The organism is Nocardia sp. NPDC050718 (assembly GCF_040654235.1).
Taxonomy (GTDB): domain Bacteria; phylum Actinomycetota; class Actinomycetes; order Mycobacteriales; family Mycobacteriaceae; genus Nocardia.
Genome location: NZ_JBFAHQ010000004.1, coordinates 659293 through 677456, shown reverse-complemented (window position 1 = coordinate 677456; position 18164 = coordinate 659293). Strand labels below are relative to the sequence as shown.

General features: G+C 70.9%; 19 protein-coding genes. 11 read left to right on the top strand and 8 right to left on the bottom strand.

All coding sequences use genetic code 11. The annotated features are described in order from the left end of the window. The first annotated feature begins 38 nt into the window (after nt 1-38). The 3 genes from meaB to AB0H54_RS22115 are packed head-to-tail and all read left to right on the top strand — an operon-like array spanning nt 39 to nt 2026. On the top strand, nt 39-1133 hold the full coding sequence (meaB, locus tag AB0H54_RS22125; RefSeq protein WP_357347355.1) for a methylmalonyl Co-A mutase-associated GTPase MeaB: 1095 nt from the start codon (nt 39-41) through the stop codon (nt 1131-1133). A 57-nt stretch (nt 1134-1190) separates the two neighbouring features. After that, nucleotides 1191-1556 carry a metalloregulator ArsR/SmtB family transcription factor gene (locus tag AB0H54_RS22120; RefSeq protein WP_357347353.1) on the top strand — a complete coding sequence of 122 codons (366 nt, stop codon included), beginning with the start codon at nt 1191-1193 and terminating at the stop codon, nt 1554-1556. Then, the gene (locus AB0H54_RS22115; protein WP_357347351.1) at nt 1553-2026 is read left to right on the top strand and encodes an SRPBCC domain-containing protein; all 474 of its coding nucleotides are present in this window, start codon (nt 1553-1555) and stop codon (nt 2024-2026) included. Before AB0H54_RS22120 ends, AB0H54_RS22115 begins: the two co-directional genes overlap by 4 nt. Here AB0H54_RS22115 and AB0H54_RS22110 read toward each other — a convergent pair whose 3' ends face one another. After that, on the bottom strand, nt 2027-3505 hold the full coding sequence (locus AB0H54_RS22110) for a multicopper oxidase domain-containing protein (RefSeq protein WP_357347349.1): 1479 nt from the start codon (nt 3503-3505) through the stop codon (nt 2027-2029). A 161-nt stretch (nt 3506-3666) separates the two neighbouring features. Here AB0H54_RS22110 and AB0H54_RS22105 point away from each other — a divergent pair, with 161 nt between their 5' ends. From AB0H54_RS22105 to AB0H54_RS22090, 4 genes are all read left to right on the top strand, one after another. Further along, nucleotides 3667-4815 (top strand): histidine kinase, encoded by a 1149-nt coding sequence (locus AB0H54_RS22105; protein WP_357347347.1) that lies wholly within the window; start codon nt 3667-3669, stop codon nt 4813-4815. Then, nucleotides 4812-5465: a response regulator transcription factor gene (locus tag AB0H54_RS22100; protein WP_357347345.1), complete on the top strand. Its 654-nt coding sequence runs from the start codon at nt 4812-4814 to the stop codon at nt 5463-5465. The genes AB0H54_RS22105 and AB0H54_RS22100 overlap by 4 nt, the downstream gene beginning before the upstream one ends. A 65-nt stretch (nt 5466-5530) precedes the next feature. Continuing rightward, nucleotides 5531-6160, top strand: coding sequence for an NAD(P)H-binding protein (locus AB0H54_RS22095; protein ID WP_357347343.1), 630 nt, complete (start codon nt 5531-5533; stop codon nt 6158-6160). A gap of 123 nt (nt 6161-6283) precedes the next feature. Beyond that, nucleotides 6284-7330: an alpha/beta hydrolase family protein gene (locus AB0H54_RS22090; protein ID WP_357347341.1), complete on the top strand. Its 1047-nt coding sequence runs from the start codon at nt 6284-6286 to the stop codon at nt 7328-7330. On the opposite strand, the gene AB0H54_RS22085 is transcribed toward AB0H54_RS22090, so the two are convergent. Both AB0H54_RS22085 and AB0H54_RS22080 read right to left on the bottom strand, forming a co-directional pair. Beyond that, nucleotides 7331-8212 carry an amidohydrolase family protein gene (locus tag AB0H54_RS22085; RefSeq protein ID WP_357347339.1) on the bottom strand — a complete coding sequence of 294 codons (882 nt, stop codon included), beginning with the start codon at nt 8210-8212 and terminating at the stop codon, nt 7331-7333. After that, nucleotides 8209-9252, bottom strand: a complete 1044-nt coding sequence (locus tag AB0H54_RS22080; protein ID WP_357347337.1) for a nucleoside hydrolase — start codon at nt 9250-9252, stop codon at nt 8209-8211. Before AB0H54_RS22080 ends, AB0H54_RS22085 begins: the two co-directional genes overlap by 4 nt. Before the next feature lie 211 nt (nt 9253-9463). On the opposite strand from AB0H54_RS22080, the gene AB0H54_RS22075 reads away from it, so the two are divergent. Continuing rightward, nucleotides 9464-11011: an acyl-CoA carboxylase subunit beta gene (locus AB0H54_RS22075; RefSeq protein WP_357347335.1), complete on the top strand. Its 1548-nt coding sequence runs from the start codon at nt 9464-9466 to the stop codon at nt 11009-11011. A 39-nt stretch (nt 11012-11050) separates the two neighbouring features. Here the strand turns inward: AB0H54_RS22075 and AB0H54_RS22070 are convergent, their stop codons facing one another. After that, a complete protein-coding gene (locus AB0H54_RS22070; RefSeq protein ID WP_357347333.1) occupies nt 11051-12265 on the bottom strand; it encodes an FAD-dependent monooxygenase in 1215 nt (404 codons plus the stop codon). Between the two features lie 107 nt (nt 12266-12372). Between AB0H54_RS22070 and AB0H54_RS22065 the strand changes: the two genes are divergently transcribed. Further along, nucleotides 12373-12942, top strand: a complete 570-nt coding sequence (locus tag AB0H54_RS22065) for a helix-turn-helix domain-containing protein (RefSeq protein ID WP_357347331.1) — start codon at nt 12373-12375, stop codon at nt 12940-12942. Between the two features lie 10 nt (nt 12943-12952). On the opposite strand, the gene AB0H54_RS22060 is transcribed toward AB0H54_RS22065, so the two are convergent. Continuing rightward, nucleotides 12953-14323: a CoA transferase gene (locus AB0H54_RS22060; protein ID WP_357347329.1), complete on the bottom strand. Its 1371-nt coding sequence runs from the start codon at nt 14321-14323 to the stop codon at nt 12953-12955. 43 nt (nt 14324-14366) lie between these two features. Here AB0H54_RS22060 and AB0H54_RS22055 point away from each other — a divergent pair, with 43 nt between their 5' ends. Next, nucleotides 14367-15119, top strand: coding sequence for an alpha/beta fold hydrolase (locus tag AB0H54_RS22055; RefSeq protein WP_355271841.1), 753 nt, complete (start codon nt 14367-14369; stop codon nt 15117-15119). Here AB0H54_RS22055 and AB0H54_RS22050 read toward each other — a convergent pair. Beyond that, nucleotides 15100-15480, bottom strand: a complete 381-nt coding sequence (locus AB0H54_RS22050) for a DUF2784 domain-containing protein (protein ID WP_355271843.1) — start codon at nt 15478-15480, stop codon at nt 15100-15102. The genes AB0H54_RS22055 and AB0H54_RS22050 overlap by 20 nt on opposite strands. A gap of 73 nt (nt 15481-15553) precedes the next feature. Next, nucleotides 15554-16984 carry an SDR family NAD(P)-dependent oxidoreductase gene (locus AB0H54_RS22045; protein ID WP_357347327.1) on the bottom strand — a complete coding sequence of 477 codons (1431 nt, stop codon included), beginning with the start codon at nt 16982-16984 and terminating at the stop codon, nt 15554-15556. Between the two features lie 139 nt (nt 16985-17123). On the opposite strand from AB0H54_RS22045, the gene AB0H54_RS22040 reads away from it, so the two are divergent. Then, nucleotides 17124-17771 carry a TetR/AcrR family transcriptional regulator gene (locus AB0H54_RS22040; protein ID WP_357347568.1) on the top strand — a complete coding sequence of 216 codons (648 nt, stop codon included), beginning with the start codon at nt 17124-17126 and terminating at the stop codon, nt 17769-17771. Here AB0H54_RS22040 and AB0H54_RS22035 read toward each other — a convergent pair. Then, the gene (locus tag AB0H54_RS22035; RefSeq protein ID WP_357347325.1) at nt 17768-18127 is read right to left on the bottom strand and encodes a hypothetical protein; all 360 of its coding nucleotides are present in this window, start codon (nt 18125-18127) and stop codon (nt 17768-17770) included. The two genes, AB0H54_RS22040 and AB0H54_RS22035, sit on opposite strands and share 4 nt — an antisense overlap. Nucleotides 18128-18164: the final 37 nt, after the last annotated feature.

The window sequence follows — 18164 nt, the reverse complement described above, 5'->3', positions numbered from 1 at the left end:
ACGACGAAGGGTGCCCGAGCATGCCGTTGGGGAACACGATGAGCGAGCCCGCACAGGGAGGCGGGGGCGCCGTGGCGCACCCCCGGCTCGGCACCACCGCGGGTGTCGGGGCCCCGCGCAACGAAGGCCGGACCGTCGCCCGTGCCGCGCGCACGATCGATATCGGTGAACTCGCCGACGGGATCCGCGCGGGTCAGCGTGCTCCGCTGGCCCGGGCGATCACGCTGGTCGAATCGACCCGCGCCGATCACCGGGAGCTGGCCCAGCAGTTGCTGCTGCGGCTGGGGACCGAGCCGGGCACGGTCGTGTCGAACCGGGTCGGCATCACCGGTGTTCCGGGCGTGGGCAAGTCGACCTTCATCGACGCGCTCGGGATGTACCTGCTCGGCAAGGGGCATCGGGTGGCGGTGCTGGCCGTCGACCCGTCCTCGACCCGTGCCGGCGGCTCGATCCTCGGCGACAAGACCCGGATGGCGCGGCTGTCGCTGGAGGCCGACGCGTTCATCCGGCCCTCGCCGACGGCGGGCACGCTCGGCGGCGTCGCCAAGGCGACCCGCGAGACCATCGTGCTGCTCGAGGCCGCGGGCTACGACGTGATCCTGGTGGAGACCGTCGGTGTCGGCCAATCCGAGGTGACCGTCGCCAATATGGTCGACGTGTTCTGTTTCCTCACCCTGGCCCGCACCGGTGACCAGTTGCAGGGCATCAAGAAGGGTGTGCTGGAGCTGGCCGAGCTGGTCGCGGTGAACAAGGCCGACGGCAAGCACGAGATCGAGGCCAAGGCCGCCGCGCGCGAACTGGCGGGCGCCCTGCGCCTGATCCACCCGCACGACGCCCTCTGGCGGCCGCCGGTGCTCACCATGAGCGGCCTCGAAGGTGTCGGTCTCGACAAGTTCTGGGACACCGTCCTGGAACACCGCCGCGTCCTCACCGACGCGGGCGAGTTCGCCGAGAAGCGCCGCCGCCAGCAGGTCGACTGGACCTGGACCATGGTGCACGACCAGATCCTGCGTCGCCTCGCCGACAATCCGGCCGTGCGATCCGCACGCGCCCAGATCGAATCCGCCGTCCGCGACGGCACTCTCACCCCGGCGCTGGCCGCCGAGGAAATCCTGCGCGCTTTCGACGCCTGACAACTTTTCGCGACCCAGGGGTTGCGCGAAGTCTTGTCGGTGTGAATACTTAGGCATGTGCCTAAGTATTCGGGTGGTGAGTCGGACGGGGGACTGGACAGTGTCTTCCGGGCGCTGGCCGATCCGACGCGGCGGGCGATCGTCGAGCGGCTCGCTCGGGGTCCGGCCTCGGTGTCGGATCTCGCGGCGCCGTTCGAGGTCGCGCTGCCGACGATCGTGCAGCACCTGAAGGCGCTGGAGGCCGGGCGGATCGTCAGCTCGGCCAAGATCGGGCGCGTGCGGACCTATCAGCTGGCGCCGGGGGCCTTCGGGTCCGCGATCGACTGGCTGCGGCAGCAGCGCCCACCGGCCGAGCGTCAGCTGGACCGGCTCACGGCACTACTCGTGGAATCAGCGAACAACGCAGAGAGAGAAGAACAATGAACAACACCGCTACCCGCTCCATCAACCACGCCCAGTTCACCATCGAGCGCGAGGTGCCCGTGGCGCCCGCGGTCGCGTTCCAGGCGTTCGCCGACCCCACCATCAAGAGCAAGTGGTTCGGCGGCGAGGAGGGCTGGGAGCTCACCGAGGCCTCCGTCGACTTCCGGGTCGGTGGCATCGAGGTCAACGAGGGCGTCTTCCAGGAGACGGTGACCTCGCGCTTCGTCGCCACCTACACCGACATCGTCGCCGACGAACGCCTCGTCTACACCTACGACATGTGGCTCGACGGCGCCCACATCTCCACCTCGGTCGCCACCTGGGAGTTCGAGCCGACCAGCACCGGCACCAAGCTCACCCTCGTCGAGTTCGGCGCCCACCTCGACGGCCACGACACCGGTGCCCAGCGCGAAGAGGGCACCCGCGAGCTGGTCGCCGCCCTCGCGAAGTACCTCGAATCCGTCGCCTGATCACCCGTGCCCCATGTCCATCCGCATCGGGGCGGGCCGCTGCCCCGGCGCGAGGACCAGGAACTGGCCCATCATGCCCTGGTCCTCGTGATGCAGCAGGTGGCAGTGGTACATGTAGGGGAAGGTCGGGTCGGTGTGATCGGCGAAGTGCATAGCCAGGGTGTACGTGACGCCCGGTGCTGTGTACACGGTGTCCTTCCAGCCGGAAAGCGCTGGGGGCGGTGGATTTCCGTCGATCGCGAGGATCTGGAACTGGACATCGTGGATGTGGAAGTTGTGTGGCCAGTTGTCCTCGTTGCGGACCGACCAGACCTCGGTGGTGTCGACCGGGATCGTCAGATCTATGCGGTTCATGTCCATCCGGCGGTTGTTGATCATGAACCACCGCAAGGCGAAGGTCCGGGTCGGCGCGGTGCTCGCCGCGGCGAGCGGCCGGATCGGCACGAGCGCCGCGGGCACGGCCGCGGTGGGGCGCAGGGTGCCGGCGCCCCGGAGGGCGAGGATGTCGAAGGTGTCGTCGAAACCGAACTCGGTCGCCCGATCGATTCCCGCGCGGTCCTCGATCGGGAGCGACCGTAACGTGACGGTTTCACCCGCGCGGACGGTGACCACGATCTCCACCCTCTCCCCGGGGCTGAGCTGGATTCGGGACAGCGCAACGGGTTCCGGGAGCAAGCCACCGTCGGTGGCGATCAGCTGAAACGTCCGGTCGTCGCCGAGCGCCAGGTGGTACAGGCGGCCCGACGACCCGTTGAGGACACGCAGCCGGACCCGCTCGGTGGTGACGTCGAGATGGGCACCGACGATGCCGTTGGTGACGATGGTGTCGCCCAGCAGGCCGACATCGGTCGCGTCGGATTCGTCGATGCCGCCGTCGGCGGTGAACCGGCGGTCCTGGATCACCAGCGGGATATCGTCCACCCCATAGGTTTTCGGCAGGTCCAGCGCATCGGACGGATCGTCGTCGAGCAGGAAGAAGCCGGCCAGTCCGCGGTGGACGTGCTTCTCGGTCGCGCCGTGCGGATGCGGGTGGTACCAGAGCGTGGCCGCCTGCTGGGCCACCGTCCAGCTCGGCGTCCACACCGCCCCGGGCGCGATCATCTGGTGCGGTCCGCCGTCGACCGCGGCGGGCACGTGCATCCCGTGCCAGTGCACCGACGTCGGTTCGGGCAGGTCGTTGGTCACCGTGACACCGACCCGCTCACCGCGGCGGGCCCGCAACGTCGGGCCGAGGACCGACCCGCTGTACCCCCAGGTCGCGGTGCGCGACCCGGGCAGCATCTCGGTGCTGCCTGCCTGGGCCCGGAGCGTGAACCGGCGAACACCGTCGGCACCGACGGTCGACGGCGCCTGCGGTGGGATCGGCAGCGGACGCGTGCCGGCCGGTGCCGCGGGGGAGGCCGTGCGGACCGAGCATCCGACGGCATAGGCGAGCGGGGTGAGGGCGAGCCCGGTGAGGAAGCCTCGGCGGGAGACCACGTGTCGTACTCCTTGTCTGTGCGGGTGCCTCCAGCTTCGATCGGGCCGGGCCCCGGCGACTCCGCCCCGGAGCCGGATCGCGGGCGGTCGATTCCGGCCGCGCGGCTGTTGCGGACGCGCCGATCGCGTGCTAGTCCCGACGCGTCGCCTACCGTGGGTGCGTGATCGACACCAGCGCACGCCGCACCCGGCGGCCGATCCTGCGGTGGCTGCCGCTGGCGCTGATCCCGGTCCTGCTGCTGGCGAGCACCTATCCGGGCCAGTACCGGGTGCCGCCGCACTACTGGGTGCTCGCGATGACGGCCGGGGTGGTGTTCCTCGCGGGAACGCGATGGCCGCTGGCGGTCTCACTGATCCTGTCGGCGCTGGCCGTGCCGATGCTGCGGACCCCGGCCTGGGGCGTGTCCGGGCTGGTGCCGTACCTCGGCGCGGTCGCACTGGTCGACGTGATCGCGCGCACGCATCGGCGCTCGACGGTGTGGGTGGCGACCGCGGGTTGGGCCGCCGCGGTGGTTCTCGGGCGCGTCGGCCTGCACGACACCTCGATCGGGCGGGCCTCGACCGTGGTCGAGGCGGTCGCCTATGTCGGCCTGCCGCTGTTGCTCGGGCTGTACCTGCGCGGCCAGCGCGATCTCGCGGACAACCTCCGGATGCGCGCGGCCGAGGCCGAGGCCCGCACCCGCCTCGACGAGCGCGCGGCCATGGCCAGGGAACTGCACGATGTGGTCGCCCACCACATGGCCTCGATCATCCTGCGGGTCGCCGTCGCGGGCCGGGTGGTGCGCGACGCCGATCCGCGGGTGGTCGCCGTCCTCGACGACGTGCGCGCCACCGCCGCCGACGCGCTCGCCGACATCCGCCGCTTCCTCGCCGCCCTCCGCGATCCCGCCCTCGGCACCGTGGCCCTGGTCGAGCCGGACGCCGTCGACGCCGAGATCACCGCCGCGCTGGCCCGCGCGCGGGCCGCCGGATTCACCATCGACGCCGAGATCGCCACCGACCTCGGCGCACTCGACGCGATGCGCAGGCTGACCCTGCTGCGGGTGGTGCAGGAATCGCTGACCAACATCATGAAACACGCGGATCGCGCAGTGCCCGTGCGATTCCGGATCGACCGGCGCGCGGACGGCATCGACCTCGAGGTGATCAGCGGCCGTGGCGGCGGCACCGCGCCGCCGGGCCACGGCCTGGTCGGAATGCGGGAGCGCGCCGCACTGGCGGGCGGCACGCTCACCGCCGTGGCCGACGACCGGCACTGGATCGTGCGGGCCTGGCTGCCCGACGTCGCGAAGGGAGCCGAACCGGCATGATCTCGGTACTGCTGGCGGACGATCAGCGCCTGGTGCGCGCGGGACTGCGCATGCTCATCGAGGACACCACCGACCTCGCCGTCGTCGGCGAGGCGGCCGACGGCACGGCAGCCGTGCGCCTGTGCGCCGAACTCGCGCCCGATCTGGTGGTGATGGACCTGCGCATGCCCGGCCTGGACGGCGTCGCGGCCACCCGGCAGATCATGGCCTCGTCGCCGGGCGCGAAAGTGCTGGTGCTCACCACCTTCGATGACGACGAGCACCTGTTCCCGGCGCTGGCCGCCGGTGCCGCCGGCTACTTCGTCAAGGACACCGACCCCGAGGTCCTGCTCGATGCCATCCGGCGCACGGTCGACGGTGACCTGGTGTTCTCGCCCGCGCTCCTGCGCCGCCTGGTCGACCGGGCACTCACCGCCAAGCCCGCGGTCGCCGTGCCGGAGCTGAGTCCGCGGGAGCGCGAGGTGTTGCGTCTGGTCGGTGCCGGGTACGGCAATCAGGAGATCGCCGAGCGGCTGCACCTCGGCGTGAGCACTGTCAAGACCCACCTCGCGAATCTGTTCGAGAAGACAGGCACCGACAACCGCGTCCGCTTGGCCGTCTACGCGGCCGAGCTCCCGGAGTATCTCAATGGTGAGATACATCATGATTAACTAACTCAATATTGAGATATATTCGTCCTGTCAGGCAGTCGGGTTGTCGCACAGGAGGATTGATCATGCGGATCGCGGTGTTCGGAGCCGGTGGCGCCGTCGGGAGCCGGGTAGTGGCCGAGGCCCTCGCCCGCGGACACGAGGTGACCGCGGTGGCCCGGCGGGCGGTGCCGATGCCCGCGGGAGTGCGGCTCCTGCTCGGCGACGCGTCCAGTGCCGAGCAGGTCGAGCGGCTCGCGGCCGGGCAGGATCTCGTCGTCGCCGCGACCCGGCCCACGCCGGGCTCCGAGGCGGAGCTGCCGGTGGTCGCGGCGGCGATGCTGGCCGGGGTGGCGCGTGCCGGCGCGCGGCTGCTGGTCGTGGGTGGTGCGGCGACGCTGGTCGTTCCCGGCGTCGGGCTGCCGTTGCACGAAACCGCGGAGTTCCCGGCGGAACTGGCGGCGATCGCCCAGGCCTGCGCCGAGCAGCTCGCGACCTGCCGCGCGGACGCCGTGGCGGACTGGACGTATCTGAGCCCGCCCGCGGACCTGGCGCCCGGCACGCGCACCGGTGTCTACCGGATCGGCGCCGATGAGCTGCTCGTCGACGCGGACGGCGCGTCGGCGATCTCGATGGAGGATTTCGCCGTCGCGCTGCTGGACGAGGCCGAGCGCCCGGCACATCGGCGGGCCCGGTTCACCGTTGCTGCTTCATAATTCACCCGGGGTTCCGTTGTCTCTGGTGACGAATCGGTAAGAAGCCGGTAACGGCGCTGTGATCTTCCCCGATACTGAGTCGGACCGCACTGAGTGGTCGGTTTTCAGTAGGAGGTTCGATCGATGAGGTGCCGCAGCGCGCTCTCGGCGTTGGCGGCGGTGTTCCTCGCCGTCGGCGCGACGGTCTCCGGTGGCGCGACGGCCACCGCGCAGGGCCCGGAATCCGGTGTCGCGGTGGCCCATCGGGCGGTGACGATCGACGGCTCCCGCGCCGAGGTGACCTCGGTCGACGGACGGCAGGTGACGGTCCGGATCTACTCGGCGGCGATGGCCCGCGAGGTGTCGGTGAAGGTGCAGCGCCCCGCCGACACCTCGGTGCCACGGCCCGCGCTGTATCTGGTGAACGGCGCCGGTGGCGGCGAGGACACCGCGACCTGGGAACAGAACACCGACGTGGTGGACTTCCTGGCGGGCAAGGACGTCAATGTCGTGATGCCGGTGGGTGGCGCGTGGAGCTACTACACCGACTGGCGCAGCACGGATCCGCGTCTCGGCGTGAACAAGTGGCGCACCTTCTTCCTCGACGAACTGCCCGCCCTCGTCGACACGATGTTCGAGACGACCGGCCGCAATGCCATCGCCGCGAACTCGATGACCGTCACCTCGGTGCTGCAACTCGCCATCGCGAAACCGGGGCTGTTCCGCTCGGTCGCGGCCTACAGCGGTTGCGCGCAGATCAGCGATCCGGTCGGCAGGCAGTTCGTCAACGTCGTCGTCGGCACCGGGGGCGGGGACGCGTCGAACATGTACGGGCCGCCCGGGGATCCGGAATGGGTCGCCAACGACCCGGTCGTCAACGCCGAGGGGCTGCGCGGCACCAAGCTCTACATCTCCAACGGCAACGGCCTGCCCGGCGAACACGACAAGCTCGGCGACCCGCACCTGATCACCTGGGGCCCGGTCGGGCTGGCCAATCAGATCGTCGTCGGTGGCGTGATCGAGGCCGCGACCAGCTGGTGCACCGAGAACCTGCGGGAACGGCTGGCGGAGCTCGACATTCCCGCCACCTTCGACGTGGACACCCAGGGCACCCACTCGTGGGGCTACTGGCAGAAGGCGTTCAAGAACTCCTGGCCGCTGCTGGCCGAGGGGATGGAGATCCCCGCCTGATCAGGCCAGCTCGAACAGCGCGACCGCGTTGTCGTGGCAGACCTTGCGCAGCCACTCCGGGCCAAGATCCAGGCGCTCCAGTGCCTGGACGGCCTCGGCGTACGGGTACGGGATATTGGGGAAGTCGCTACCGAACAGGATCCGATCACCGAAGCGGCGCAGGCGTTCCCGCTCGCCGGGCGGGAACGGGGCGCCGCTCTCGCTGAAATCGGTCCACACCATGGTCGTGTCGAGGTACAGGCGCGGGTACCGCTCGGCCAGATCGAGGAACTCGCTGTACTCGGGGGTGCCCATGTGCGCGATGATCAGGCGCAGGTCCGGGAATCGCCGCAGCAGTTCGGCGATGGGCGCGGGACCGGTGAATTCGCCGGGCGCCGGACCGGATCCGCAGTGGATGAGCACGGGCACGCCCGCCTCGGCGAGGATCGCCCACACCGGGTCCAGCAGCGGATCGAGCGGAGAGAACGCGCCGACCTGGATGTGCACCTTGAAGACCCGCGCGCCACGGTCGATCGCCGCGCGGACGTAGTCGGGGGCCGAAGGCTCGGGGTAGAACGTCGCGGTGTGCAGGCAGTCGGGCGTGCGGGCCGCGAAATCGGCGGTCCAGTCGTTGAGCCAGGCCGCCATCTGCGGCTTGTGCGGGTACACCAGCGAGGTGAACGCGCGGACGCCGAAGTCGCGCAGTGTCTTCAGCCGCACCTGCTCGTCGTCGCGATAGGTGATCGGCCACGTCCGCCCGGTCAGCGGGCCCGCCTGGTCGAAGTACGCCCACACCTTGCGCATCACCTGATCGGGCATGAAATGGGTGTGCACGTCGACGATCGCGGGCAGTCCGAGGCGGGCCCGGAAGTCGGCGAGGTAGGCGGCGGTATCGACGGTCACGAGGGCGGCTCCGGGTACAGGCGACGGGCCAGCGCGCCGACGCGGGTGACGAGACGTTCGAAGAAGACGGCGGGATCGGTGCCGATCACGATGTCGGCGTTGGGCTCCCGGCCCCACATGCCCGCCCAGTCGGCGACGGTGGTGGCGCGGGTCAGCGTGCCGGTCAGCTCGACATCGACGGTCGCGGGCCTGGTCGTGGCCAGGGTGGGGTCCAGCGCCACCGCGGCGGCGAAGGGATCGTGCATGTGCGCGAGGTAGCCCAGGTCGTAGCCGTCGTGGAAGTCGAAGTAGAAGCGCACCGCGTCGACCAGATAGCGGATCACCGGATTGCTTGCCGCCGAACGCCATTCGGCGGCGTCACCCGCCGCGACCCGCTCCGGCGGCGTGCTGTGCGCGGCCTCGGCCAAGCGCACCAGGTGCTCGGGCCACATCTCGATCGACTCGGTGATGTCGAGCGCGCACACGAGGGGCCGGCGGTCCGGCGGGGCGGCCGAGAACGCGTCGAAGACCTCTTTGGCGGCCTCGGGGTCGACGTGGATGTTCCACTCGTTGGTCGGCGTCGTGTTCCCTGGGTGGTTGAACGCGCCGCCCATGATGACCAGGCGGTCCAGGAGCCGGGGCAGCTCGGGCTCCATGCGCAGGGCCAGCGCCAGGTTGGTCAGCGGGCCGGTGCACAGGCCGATCGCGGTGCCGGGGTGCGCGCGGGCCAGCTCCACCCACATCCGCGCGGCGGAGCGGTCCGAGAGCGGCCGCGGCGAGGCGGGGAGTTCGGCGTAGCCAAGGCCCTGCGGGCCGTGGGTGTCCTCGGTGGTGCGCAGCGGCACGACCAGCGGTCCGTCCGCGCCCGCCGCGACCTCGACGGTGCCCGCGCGGGCGAGATCGAGCAGCGCCAGGGTGTTCGCGGCGACCTGGGCGGTCGGCACGTTCCCCGCGGTCGCGGCGATCCCGAGGAGTTCGGCCTCGGGGGAGGCCAGCAGATACAGCAGCGCCAGCGAATCGTCGATTCCGGTATCGACATCGAGGATGATCTTGCGCGCCACAGGTCGAGGGTAACCGCGGGCGTTTCGCGTTCCGTCGCCGCCCGTGCCGTTCGCCGCTGGTCATGGCGGTTTCGCCCGGTTGGAGGACGCGTCCGGCTCCCCGAATATGACGTCGGCGGGGGCGAAAGAGCTGTGACGGCGGCGGTTTCGGTTAGTCTCGCTGGGAGATTGCGGACCGATAGCTCATAAAACCGGCGAGGGTAGGTGCATCTTGAAGGCGACGACCGCTGCGAAATTGGCAGAGTTGCGGAAGAATCTGGCAGCCGCGCAGGAGCCTGCGGGGGACGTGGGGGTCGCCAAACGGGCCGCCAAGGGGATACCCAGTCCGCGAGAGCGGATCGGCATGCTGCTGGACGCGGGCAGTTTCGTCGAGATCGGGGCGCTGGTGAAGCAGCCCGGGGTGGCGAACAGCCTCTACGGCGACGGCGTGGTGACCGGGCACGGCACGGTCGACGGTCGCCCGGTGGTGGTGATCGCCCACGATCAATCGGTGTTCGGCGGTTCGGTCGGGGAGATGTTCGGCCGCAAGGTCGCCAAGGCGATGGACCTCGCCGCCGAGATCGGCTGCCCGTTCGTGGCGATCAACGACTCCGGCGGGGCGCGCGTGCAGGACGCGGTCACCTCGCTGGCCTGGTACGCGGCGATGAGCAGGCGGCAGCTGAACCTGTCGGGCGTGGTGCCGCAGGTGTCGATCATGCTGGGCAAGTGCGCGGCGGGCGCGGTCTACGCCCCGATCAACACCGATGTGGTGATCGCGACCGAGAACGCCTACATGTTCGTCACCGGACCGGAGATCATCCGCGAGACCACCGGCGAGGAGGTGACCCTCGAGGAACTCGGCGGCGCCTACAACCAGGCGCAGAACGGGACCATCCACCATGTCGCGGTCGACGAGCGGGCCGCGTTCGACTGGGCCCGAGCCTATCTGGGCTTCATGCCGTCGAACTGCTTCGAGCACGCCCCGGTGGTCAACCCGGCGCTCGAGCCGGAGATCACCGACACCGACCGGGAACTCGACACCCTGATCCCCGACTCCGACCGCGCCGGCTACGACATGTACGACGTGCTGCTGCGGATCTTCGACGACGGTGAGTTCCACGAGGTCGGGGCCAGTGCGGCGCGCAACATGATCACCGGCTTCGCCCGGGTCGACGGCCGCAGCGTCGGTGTCGTGGCCAATCAGCCGCAGGTGTTCAGCGGGGCGATCGATGCCCGATGCTCGGACAAGGCGGCGCATTTCATCCGGCTCTGCGACGCGTTCGGGCTGCCGCTGATCTTCGTCGTCGACACGCCCGGGGTACTGCCCGGCGTCGAGGAGGAGAAGATCGGCGTCATCAAGCGGGGCGGCCGGTTCTTCTACGCGGTGGTCGAGGCGACCGTGCCGATCGTGACCGTGGTCGTGCGCAAGGCCTACGGCGGCGGCTACGCGGTGATGGGGTGCAAGCAGCTCGGCGCCGACGTGAATCTGGCCTGGCCGACCGCGCGGATCGCGGTCATGGGCGCCGAGGCCGCGATCGGGCTCACCCAGCGACGGCAGCTCGCCGCCGTGCCCGAGGCCGAGCGCGACGGCGTCCGCCAGCAGATGGTCGACTTCTACAACACCGCGGTCGCCACACCCTGGATCGCCGCCGAACGCGGCTACATCGACGCGGTGATCGAGCCGTCGACCACCCGGCTGGAGATCCGCAAGGCCCTGCACCTGCTGCGGGACAAGCACGTCGAGCAGCGACCGCGCAAGCATCTGCTGATCCCGCTGTGAGCCCGGCGCCCGCGTCGCCGCGCGGCCGGGCGGCGCGGATCAGTAGGTCGGCAGGGCGAACTCCTCGGTGTGGCCGAAGAAGATCTTTTTGGTGATCGGCCGCATCGGACGCGACATCATGATCCGCACATTGGTCTTGGCCAGGCGCGCCATCAGCGGGGTCTTGGGGAGCATCATCGCGATGCCGCCGCCGGGGATCTCCTTGGCCTTGGCCAGGAACGGGGTGATCTTGTCCTGGTAGCGCCGCTGCGCGCCGGCCGGATCGTCCGGGGTGGCGGCGATCTCGGCGGCGAGCACATAGGCACCGACGATGGCCATGGCGGTGCCCATGCCGGTCAGGGGGGAGCCGCAGTAGCCGGCGTCGCCGACGAGGGTGACCCGGCCGACGGACAGCTCGGGCACGTCCACCCGGGCGAGCTCGTCGAAGTAGAAGTCGGTCGTGGTCTCCATCGCGGCGAGCACCGCGGGGGCGTGCCAGCCCGCGTCACCGATCATCCGGCGGATGAGCGCGCGCTGGGCGTCACCGTCGCGGCGCAGGGTCGGGTCGACCTCGGTGCGCAGGGTGATGATCGCCTTCGCGGTGGCCGGGTCGCCGTCGGGCCGGATGCCGAGCATGGCGCCGGGCACCAGGCGCATGCCGAACCAGCCGGGCTCGATATCGGCCGGTGACGGCATGGTGAAGAACGCGCCGTAGCCACCGAGGTTGGTGCTGAACTGCTCCTCCGGGCCGAAGACCAGCCGCCGGGTCGCCGAGTGCACGCCGTCGGCGCCGATCACCAGGTCGAAGCGCTCGGTGGGGCCGGAGGCGAAGGTGACCGTGACGCCGGTGTCGTCCTGGTCGATCTGTTCGATCCACTCGCCGTAGCGGTAGTCCAGCTCGCCGGTCTCGACGGTGGCGATGGCCTCGAGCAGGACGGTGTTCAGGTCGCCGCGGGTGATCTCGATTTCGGCGACGGCGCCCTGACCGTCGAAGTCCTCCATCGCCATCCTGGCGTAGATCTTGCCCTCGCCGTCGACGTAGGACATGCCGCGCTCGTCGAGCTGGTACTTCGCGATGCCCGCCATCAGGCCCATCTTCTCGGCGGCCTCCTTGCTCGGTCCGCGCAGGTCGACCGCCTGGCCGCCGGGGCGGGGGACCGCGGCCCGCTCGACCACCGTCGTGCGAATGCCGTTGCGCAGCAACTGGAGTGCGACCGCGTTGCCCGCGATACCGCCGCCGGAGACCAGAACGTGCAGGGGGCTGGTGGTGGTCATCATGTTTCCCGTCTGGAGAAGAACGAATGTCTTAGACATATGTCTAACACAGGCCTGGCACGAATGTCTAGCACAAATGTCTAAGACGATCCGGTACGCTCGTGAGCATGGGAAACAGGGAAGACCTACTGGCCGGGGCGCGAAAGGTGATCTTGGAGCGCGGCGTGGCGAAGGCGACCGCCCGCGACATCGCCACGGCGGCGGGGGTGAGCCTGGCCGCGATCGGCTACCACTTCGGGTCCAAGGACCGCCTCGTCACCGAGGCGCTGGCCGAGGCGCTCGGCAACGCGATCGGCGATGCGATGGAGGCGCTGATCGCCGACGGTGCCGGCTCGGCGCCGCTGGCCGGGTTCGCCGGGCTGTGGAACGCGATGCCCGGGGTGTTCGCGGACAACCACGAGGCGATGCTGGCCAGCCTGGAGAACATCGTGCGCATCGTGCGCTCCGACGAGGCGCGCGCGCAGCTCGGTGACCAGCTGACCCGCGCGGTCACCGACATCGGGGACAACGTGCGGGCCGCGCATCCCGAACTCGACGCGGCCCAGGCCGACGCCATCGGGCGCCTGTATTTCGCCCTGGTGCAGGGGCTGGGCGTGCTGTCGCTGCTGAAGCCGGGCGAGGCGGTCGCCGACGGCGACCAGCTGGCGACCGCGATCCGGGCGCTGGCGGGGAAATGAGCGTCGTCGGTCAGCCGCGGCGCAGGCGGTCCGGCGCGTCGAGCCAGAACGGCTGGGCCGAGCCGTACGGCGGTGCGGGCCAGCGGTAGTCGTCGTAGTCGGCGAAAGCCGGTGCGGCCGTGACGATATCGCCGTGCGAGGTGGTCGCGGCCGGATCGGGCGGTGCCGGTGCGGGGTGGTCCGGGCTGCGGTCGGCCGCCTGGAGCCAGGACGCGGTGCGGGCCAGCGAGACCCGCACCGTACGGCCAACGCCGTCGGTGCTGTGGGCCCGCAGCGCGTCCATGACGCCCGCGGCGAGGAGGTAGCCCGAGCCGTGGTCGAGTGCCTGGGCGGGCAGCGCGCCGGGGCGATCCGGACCGCCCTCGAGCAGGGAGATGCCCGCGGCCGCCTGGACGATGCTGTCGAAGCCGCGTCGCCCGCCCCACGGTCCGGTCGTGCCCCACGCCGAGACGGACGCCTCGATCAGGCCGGGCCGGGCCGCCGCGCGGACACCGGCGGCGGCCAGCGCTCCCGGCCGGTAGCCGGTCACCAGGACATCGGCAGCGGCCAGCAGTTCGGCGAAGGTCGCGAGGTCGGTGCGCAGGTCGAGCAGCGTCGAGCGCTTGCCCTGGCAGGTGTCGGCGAACTGCCAGTCGATCTCGGGCAGGTGCGGTGGGTCGACGCGGAGGACGTCGGCGCCGAGCAGGGCCAGGGTCCTGGTGGCGACCGGGCCCGCGAGGACCCGGGTGAGATCGAGGACGCGGACATCGGCCAGCGGCCGTTCGACGGTCGGGGTGGCGGCGCCGGGGCGTGGCGGGTCCGCGGGCACCCGATCCCGCCGCGGGTCGACCGCGACCAGCGGGCCGGTCGCGGCGGCCCGGCCTTGCGGGCTGGTCGACCACTCGGCCTCGGTGCGGACCCGCACCGCGATGGCGCCCACCGTGGCGGCGGCGTCCTCGATCTCGGCGCCCTTCAGTGTGGCGAATCCGGCGGTCAACCGGGCGCGGTCGGCATCGGCGGGCAGATCGAGCGCGCGCAGCAGCCGCGTGCGATGGTGCGGGTAGTTGGCGTGGGTGCGAACCCAGCCGTCGGCGCTGCGGAAGAACCCCGACAGCTCGGCGAAGATCGACGGCGCCGCCCCGGCCCGGCGGAACAGCCGTTCGCTCGCGAAAGCCGCGGCGATGCGGTCCGGGTCGAGCCGCGTCGGCCGGGTGGCCAGGCCCAGCGCCGCGCGGTACCGATTCGCCGATCCGGCCACCGCGGCCACCGATCCCGCGGCCAGCGCCCACACCGGTAGCGTGGCTGCCAGCCGGGCACCGGGCGCCGGCTCGCCGTCGAGTACCGACGGCTCGAGTCCGAGCCCGGTCTCATAGGCGTGCACGAGGTGCTGCGCGGTGGTCACACCGCTCAGCCTAGCGACGAGGATGTCAGGTGAGGAGCGTGATGTGGGCGTGAATACAGCGGCGACGGAATGGATTCGGGTGCTACGTGCCGATCCGGTGGCCCGGCGGCGGCTGGTCTGCTTCCCGCCCGGTGGGGGATCGGCCACCGCGTATCGTGCGCTGGCCCAGCACATCGGGCCCGGCGCCGAGGTGACGGCCGTGCAGTACCCCGGCCGCCAGGATCGGCTCGGCGACGCGGTGATCACCGAGCTGCACGCGCTCGCCGACCGCATCACCGAGGATGTCGCCCGCCGCCCCGGTCCGCCGCGGGTGCTGTTCGGGCACAGCATGGGCGCGACGGTCGCCTACGAGACCGCGCGCAGGCTGGCCGCCGCGGGCGAACCGCCGGCGGCGCTGATCGTGTCCGGCCGTCCCGCACCGGATGTCGTCGAGACCGGGCGACTGCACCGCGGCTCCGACGCGGCTCTCATCGACGACCTCGAGCGCCTCGCCGCCGACCCGGCCCCGGTGCGGCTGCTGCGCACCGAGCCCGGCCTGGCCGAGCTGGTGCTGCCCGCGGTGCGCGCCGACTACCAGGCGGTCGAGACCTACCGCCACGCGCCGGGCCCCGCGTTGACCTGCCCGGTCGTCGCGCTGGTCAGCACCGAGGACCCGACCACCACGGTCGAGCAGGCCGAGGGGTGGCGCACGGTCACCGAGGGGTCGTTCGCGCTGCGGACCTTCCCCGGTGGGCACTTCTACCTCGACGAGCAGCCCGCCGCGGTGGCGCAGGAGATCACACGGCACCTGAGCTGAGGCCGCGGTGGCGCAGCTGGAGACGCACATAGCCCGCCCACGACACCAGCACCGCCACCGCGGCCGCCAGCCGCACCAGCCCGAGCGCGCTGTCGGGATAGATCACGCCGGTCAGATAGTGGTCGATGAACCCGGCCTGCGGCAGCCGGGCCACCCCGGCCTGGGTGCGCGCCCAGTTCTCGGCGTAGGTCAGCGGGCAGTCGAAGCCGATCAGAATGGTGCCGAACCCCCACGACGCCGCCAGCAGATGCAGCCCGATGGTGCGCGGCCATCGCCACGCGAGGAAACCGCCGGCGACCACGTACGCGATGAACGCGACGTGGGTGACGGCGATCAGATCGGCCAACACCCGGAACGGCACATATTCAGATTAGGCGGCCGTTCGCCGATCGGAATCATGATCAACATTCCGGTTCGGCATCGCTTGGTTCGTGTCACCAGGGGGACGGTTGGTAATCCTTGAGGAAGCAGCCGTAGAGATCGACGCCGTTCTCGCCCTGCACGATCGGGTCGTACACGCGGGCGGCGCCGTCGACCAGGTCCAGCGGTGCGTGGAAGCCCTCCTCGGCCAGCCGCACCTTGGTGTAGTGCGGGCGCTCGTCGGTGATCCAGCCGGTGTCGACCGCGGTCATCAGGATCGAGTCGGCCTCGAACATCTCCAGCGCGCTGGTGCGGGTCAGCATGTTCAGCGCGGCCTTGGCCATGTTCGTGTGCGGATGGCCGGGGCCCTTGTAGCCGCGGCTGAACTGGCCCTCCATCGCCGAGACGTTGACGACGTACTTGCGCCGCCCCGCCGCCGCGGCCATCACCGGACGCAACCGCGACACCAGGATGAACGGCGCGACGGAGTTGCACAGCTGCACCTCGAGCAGCTCGGTGGCGTCCACCTCGGCGACCGTCTGCACCCAGCTGTTGGTGTGCGCGAGGTCGGGCACCAGCCCACCGGCATCGATCGCCACGCCCGCCGCGATCCGCTCCGGCGTCGCCGAGCCGGCGACCAGCGCCAGCTCGGCGACATCGGCGGCCGACAGCGACGGCGTCAGCGAGGCGGTGAGCGCGGTCGGATGCGCCTGCATGGTCTTGCCGAAGGTGACCATCTCCGGCAGCACACCCGCGGGCAGCGGCGCGGTCTCGGCGTCGACGAGGGCGCTGTAGGCGCCCACCGAACGGCGCACGGTCTGCGCGGCGTTGTTGATCAGGATGTCGAGCGGGCCCTGCGCGGCGACGTCGTCGGCCAGCGCGACGACCTGGGCCGGGTCACGCAGGTCGATGCCGACGATGCGCAGCCGGTGCAGCCAGTCGGCGCTGTCCTCCATGGCGGCGAAGCGGCGGATGGCGTCGTTGGGGAACCGGGTGGTGATGGTGGTGTGCGCGCCGTCGCGCAGCAGCCGCAGCGCGATGTACATGCCGATCTTGGCGCGGCCGCCGGTGAGCAGGGCGCGCTTGCCGGTCAGGTCGGTGCGGGCGTCGCGCTTGGCGTGGCTCGCCGCGGCGCAGTCGGGGCAGAGCTGGTGGTAGAACGCGTCGACCTGGGTGTAGCGCTGCTTGCAGATGTAGCAGGGCCGCGGCTTCAGCAAGGTGCCCGCGCTCGCGCCGGTGGTGGCCGAACTGATCGGGATGCCCGCGGTCTCGTCGTCGATGCGCTGCGGCGAGCCGGTCGCGGTGGCCGCGATGACCGCGCGGTCGGCCGTGGCGACCTGCTCCCTGGCCTCGATGCGCCGCCGCTGCTTGAGCTTCTTGAACATGTGCCCCACCGCGCGCTGGACGGCGATCGAATCGGGGTGTTCCTTTTCCAGCTGCCCGGCCTGTTCCAGCACCCGCAGACAGGTCGCCAACTCGTCCGGATCGATCATGTTCGCGGTCATCGGGGAGTGCGGCATTCCTTCGTGCGGGAGCGGGGGACGACACTCATTGTCGCATTGGCCGCTCGACGGACCCGCTGGGTATCGTGGTGCACCGTCACCGCAACAGCGCGGCGACCCTCGAACCCGACGGAGCAGCCCGATTTCCCCGCTCGACACCGATACCGCAGACGCGCCGCGCAGGCGCAGGCTCGAACCCGACGAGCGACGCGCGCAGATCCTGGCCTGTGCCATCGACATGTTCGGCGAGCGGCCCTACGCGGCGGTGTCCACCGCGGAACTCGCGCAACGCGCCGGTGTCGCCCGCGGGCTGATCAACCACTACTTCGGCAACAAACGTGACCTGTACCTGGCCGTCGTGCGCCGCATGGTGACCTTGCCGCGGCTGGAGAAGGTGTCCATTCCCGACGGCACGCAGGTCGAGCGGGTCGCCGCGATCGTCAGCTGGCTGCTCGACACCATCGCCGAGCACGGCACGACCTGGGTGAAGGTCACCAGTCACGAGGGCGTCGGCGACGACCCCGAGGTGCAGCAGATCCTCGACCAGGCCGACGACGCGGCCGCCGAGCGGATGCTGGTGATGATGGGCCGGTCCGATCTGGCAGGCAGTGCGACATCGCGCGCACTGGTGCTCGCCTACGCCGGACTGGTGAAGGTGGCGGGCCGGGAGTGGATCACCCGCGGCACGCTCACCCGCGACCAGGTGCACCGGCTGCTCGTCGACACCCTGCTCACGGTGATCACCCAGACCATCCCGAGCGTGGAACCGCGACCGGGCGTGCCCGGCTAGGACGTCAGCCTGCGCTGGCCGGGGTTCGGCAGCGGGATGTCGCGGGCGCTGTAGCGCTGCGGGCCCACATGACCCGGCGCGTGCCCGCTGCGTCCGTAGGCGAGTTCGATCTGCTGTTCCCTGCGGTGTTCGAACATCAGGGCGCCCAGGCCACCGACGAGGAATATCGCCGTCGCCACCCCGGCGACCACCGCCCAGCCGTAGTGCTCCGTCCCCGCCGCCACCAGTGTGCAGGCCAGGCCGACGACGCCGATCGCGCACGCGATGATGCCGGGAACGTTGTAATCGTCGGCGAGCAGATCGCCGGCCTGGGCATGCCAGGGCTGTTTGTCTGCCGGAGTGGTGCTGCCGGGCATAGGGTCCTCCTCGCGGGCCGATGCTGCGCGCTGTGGT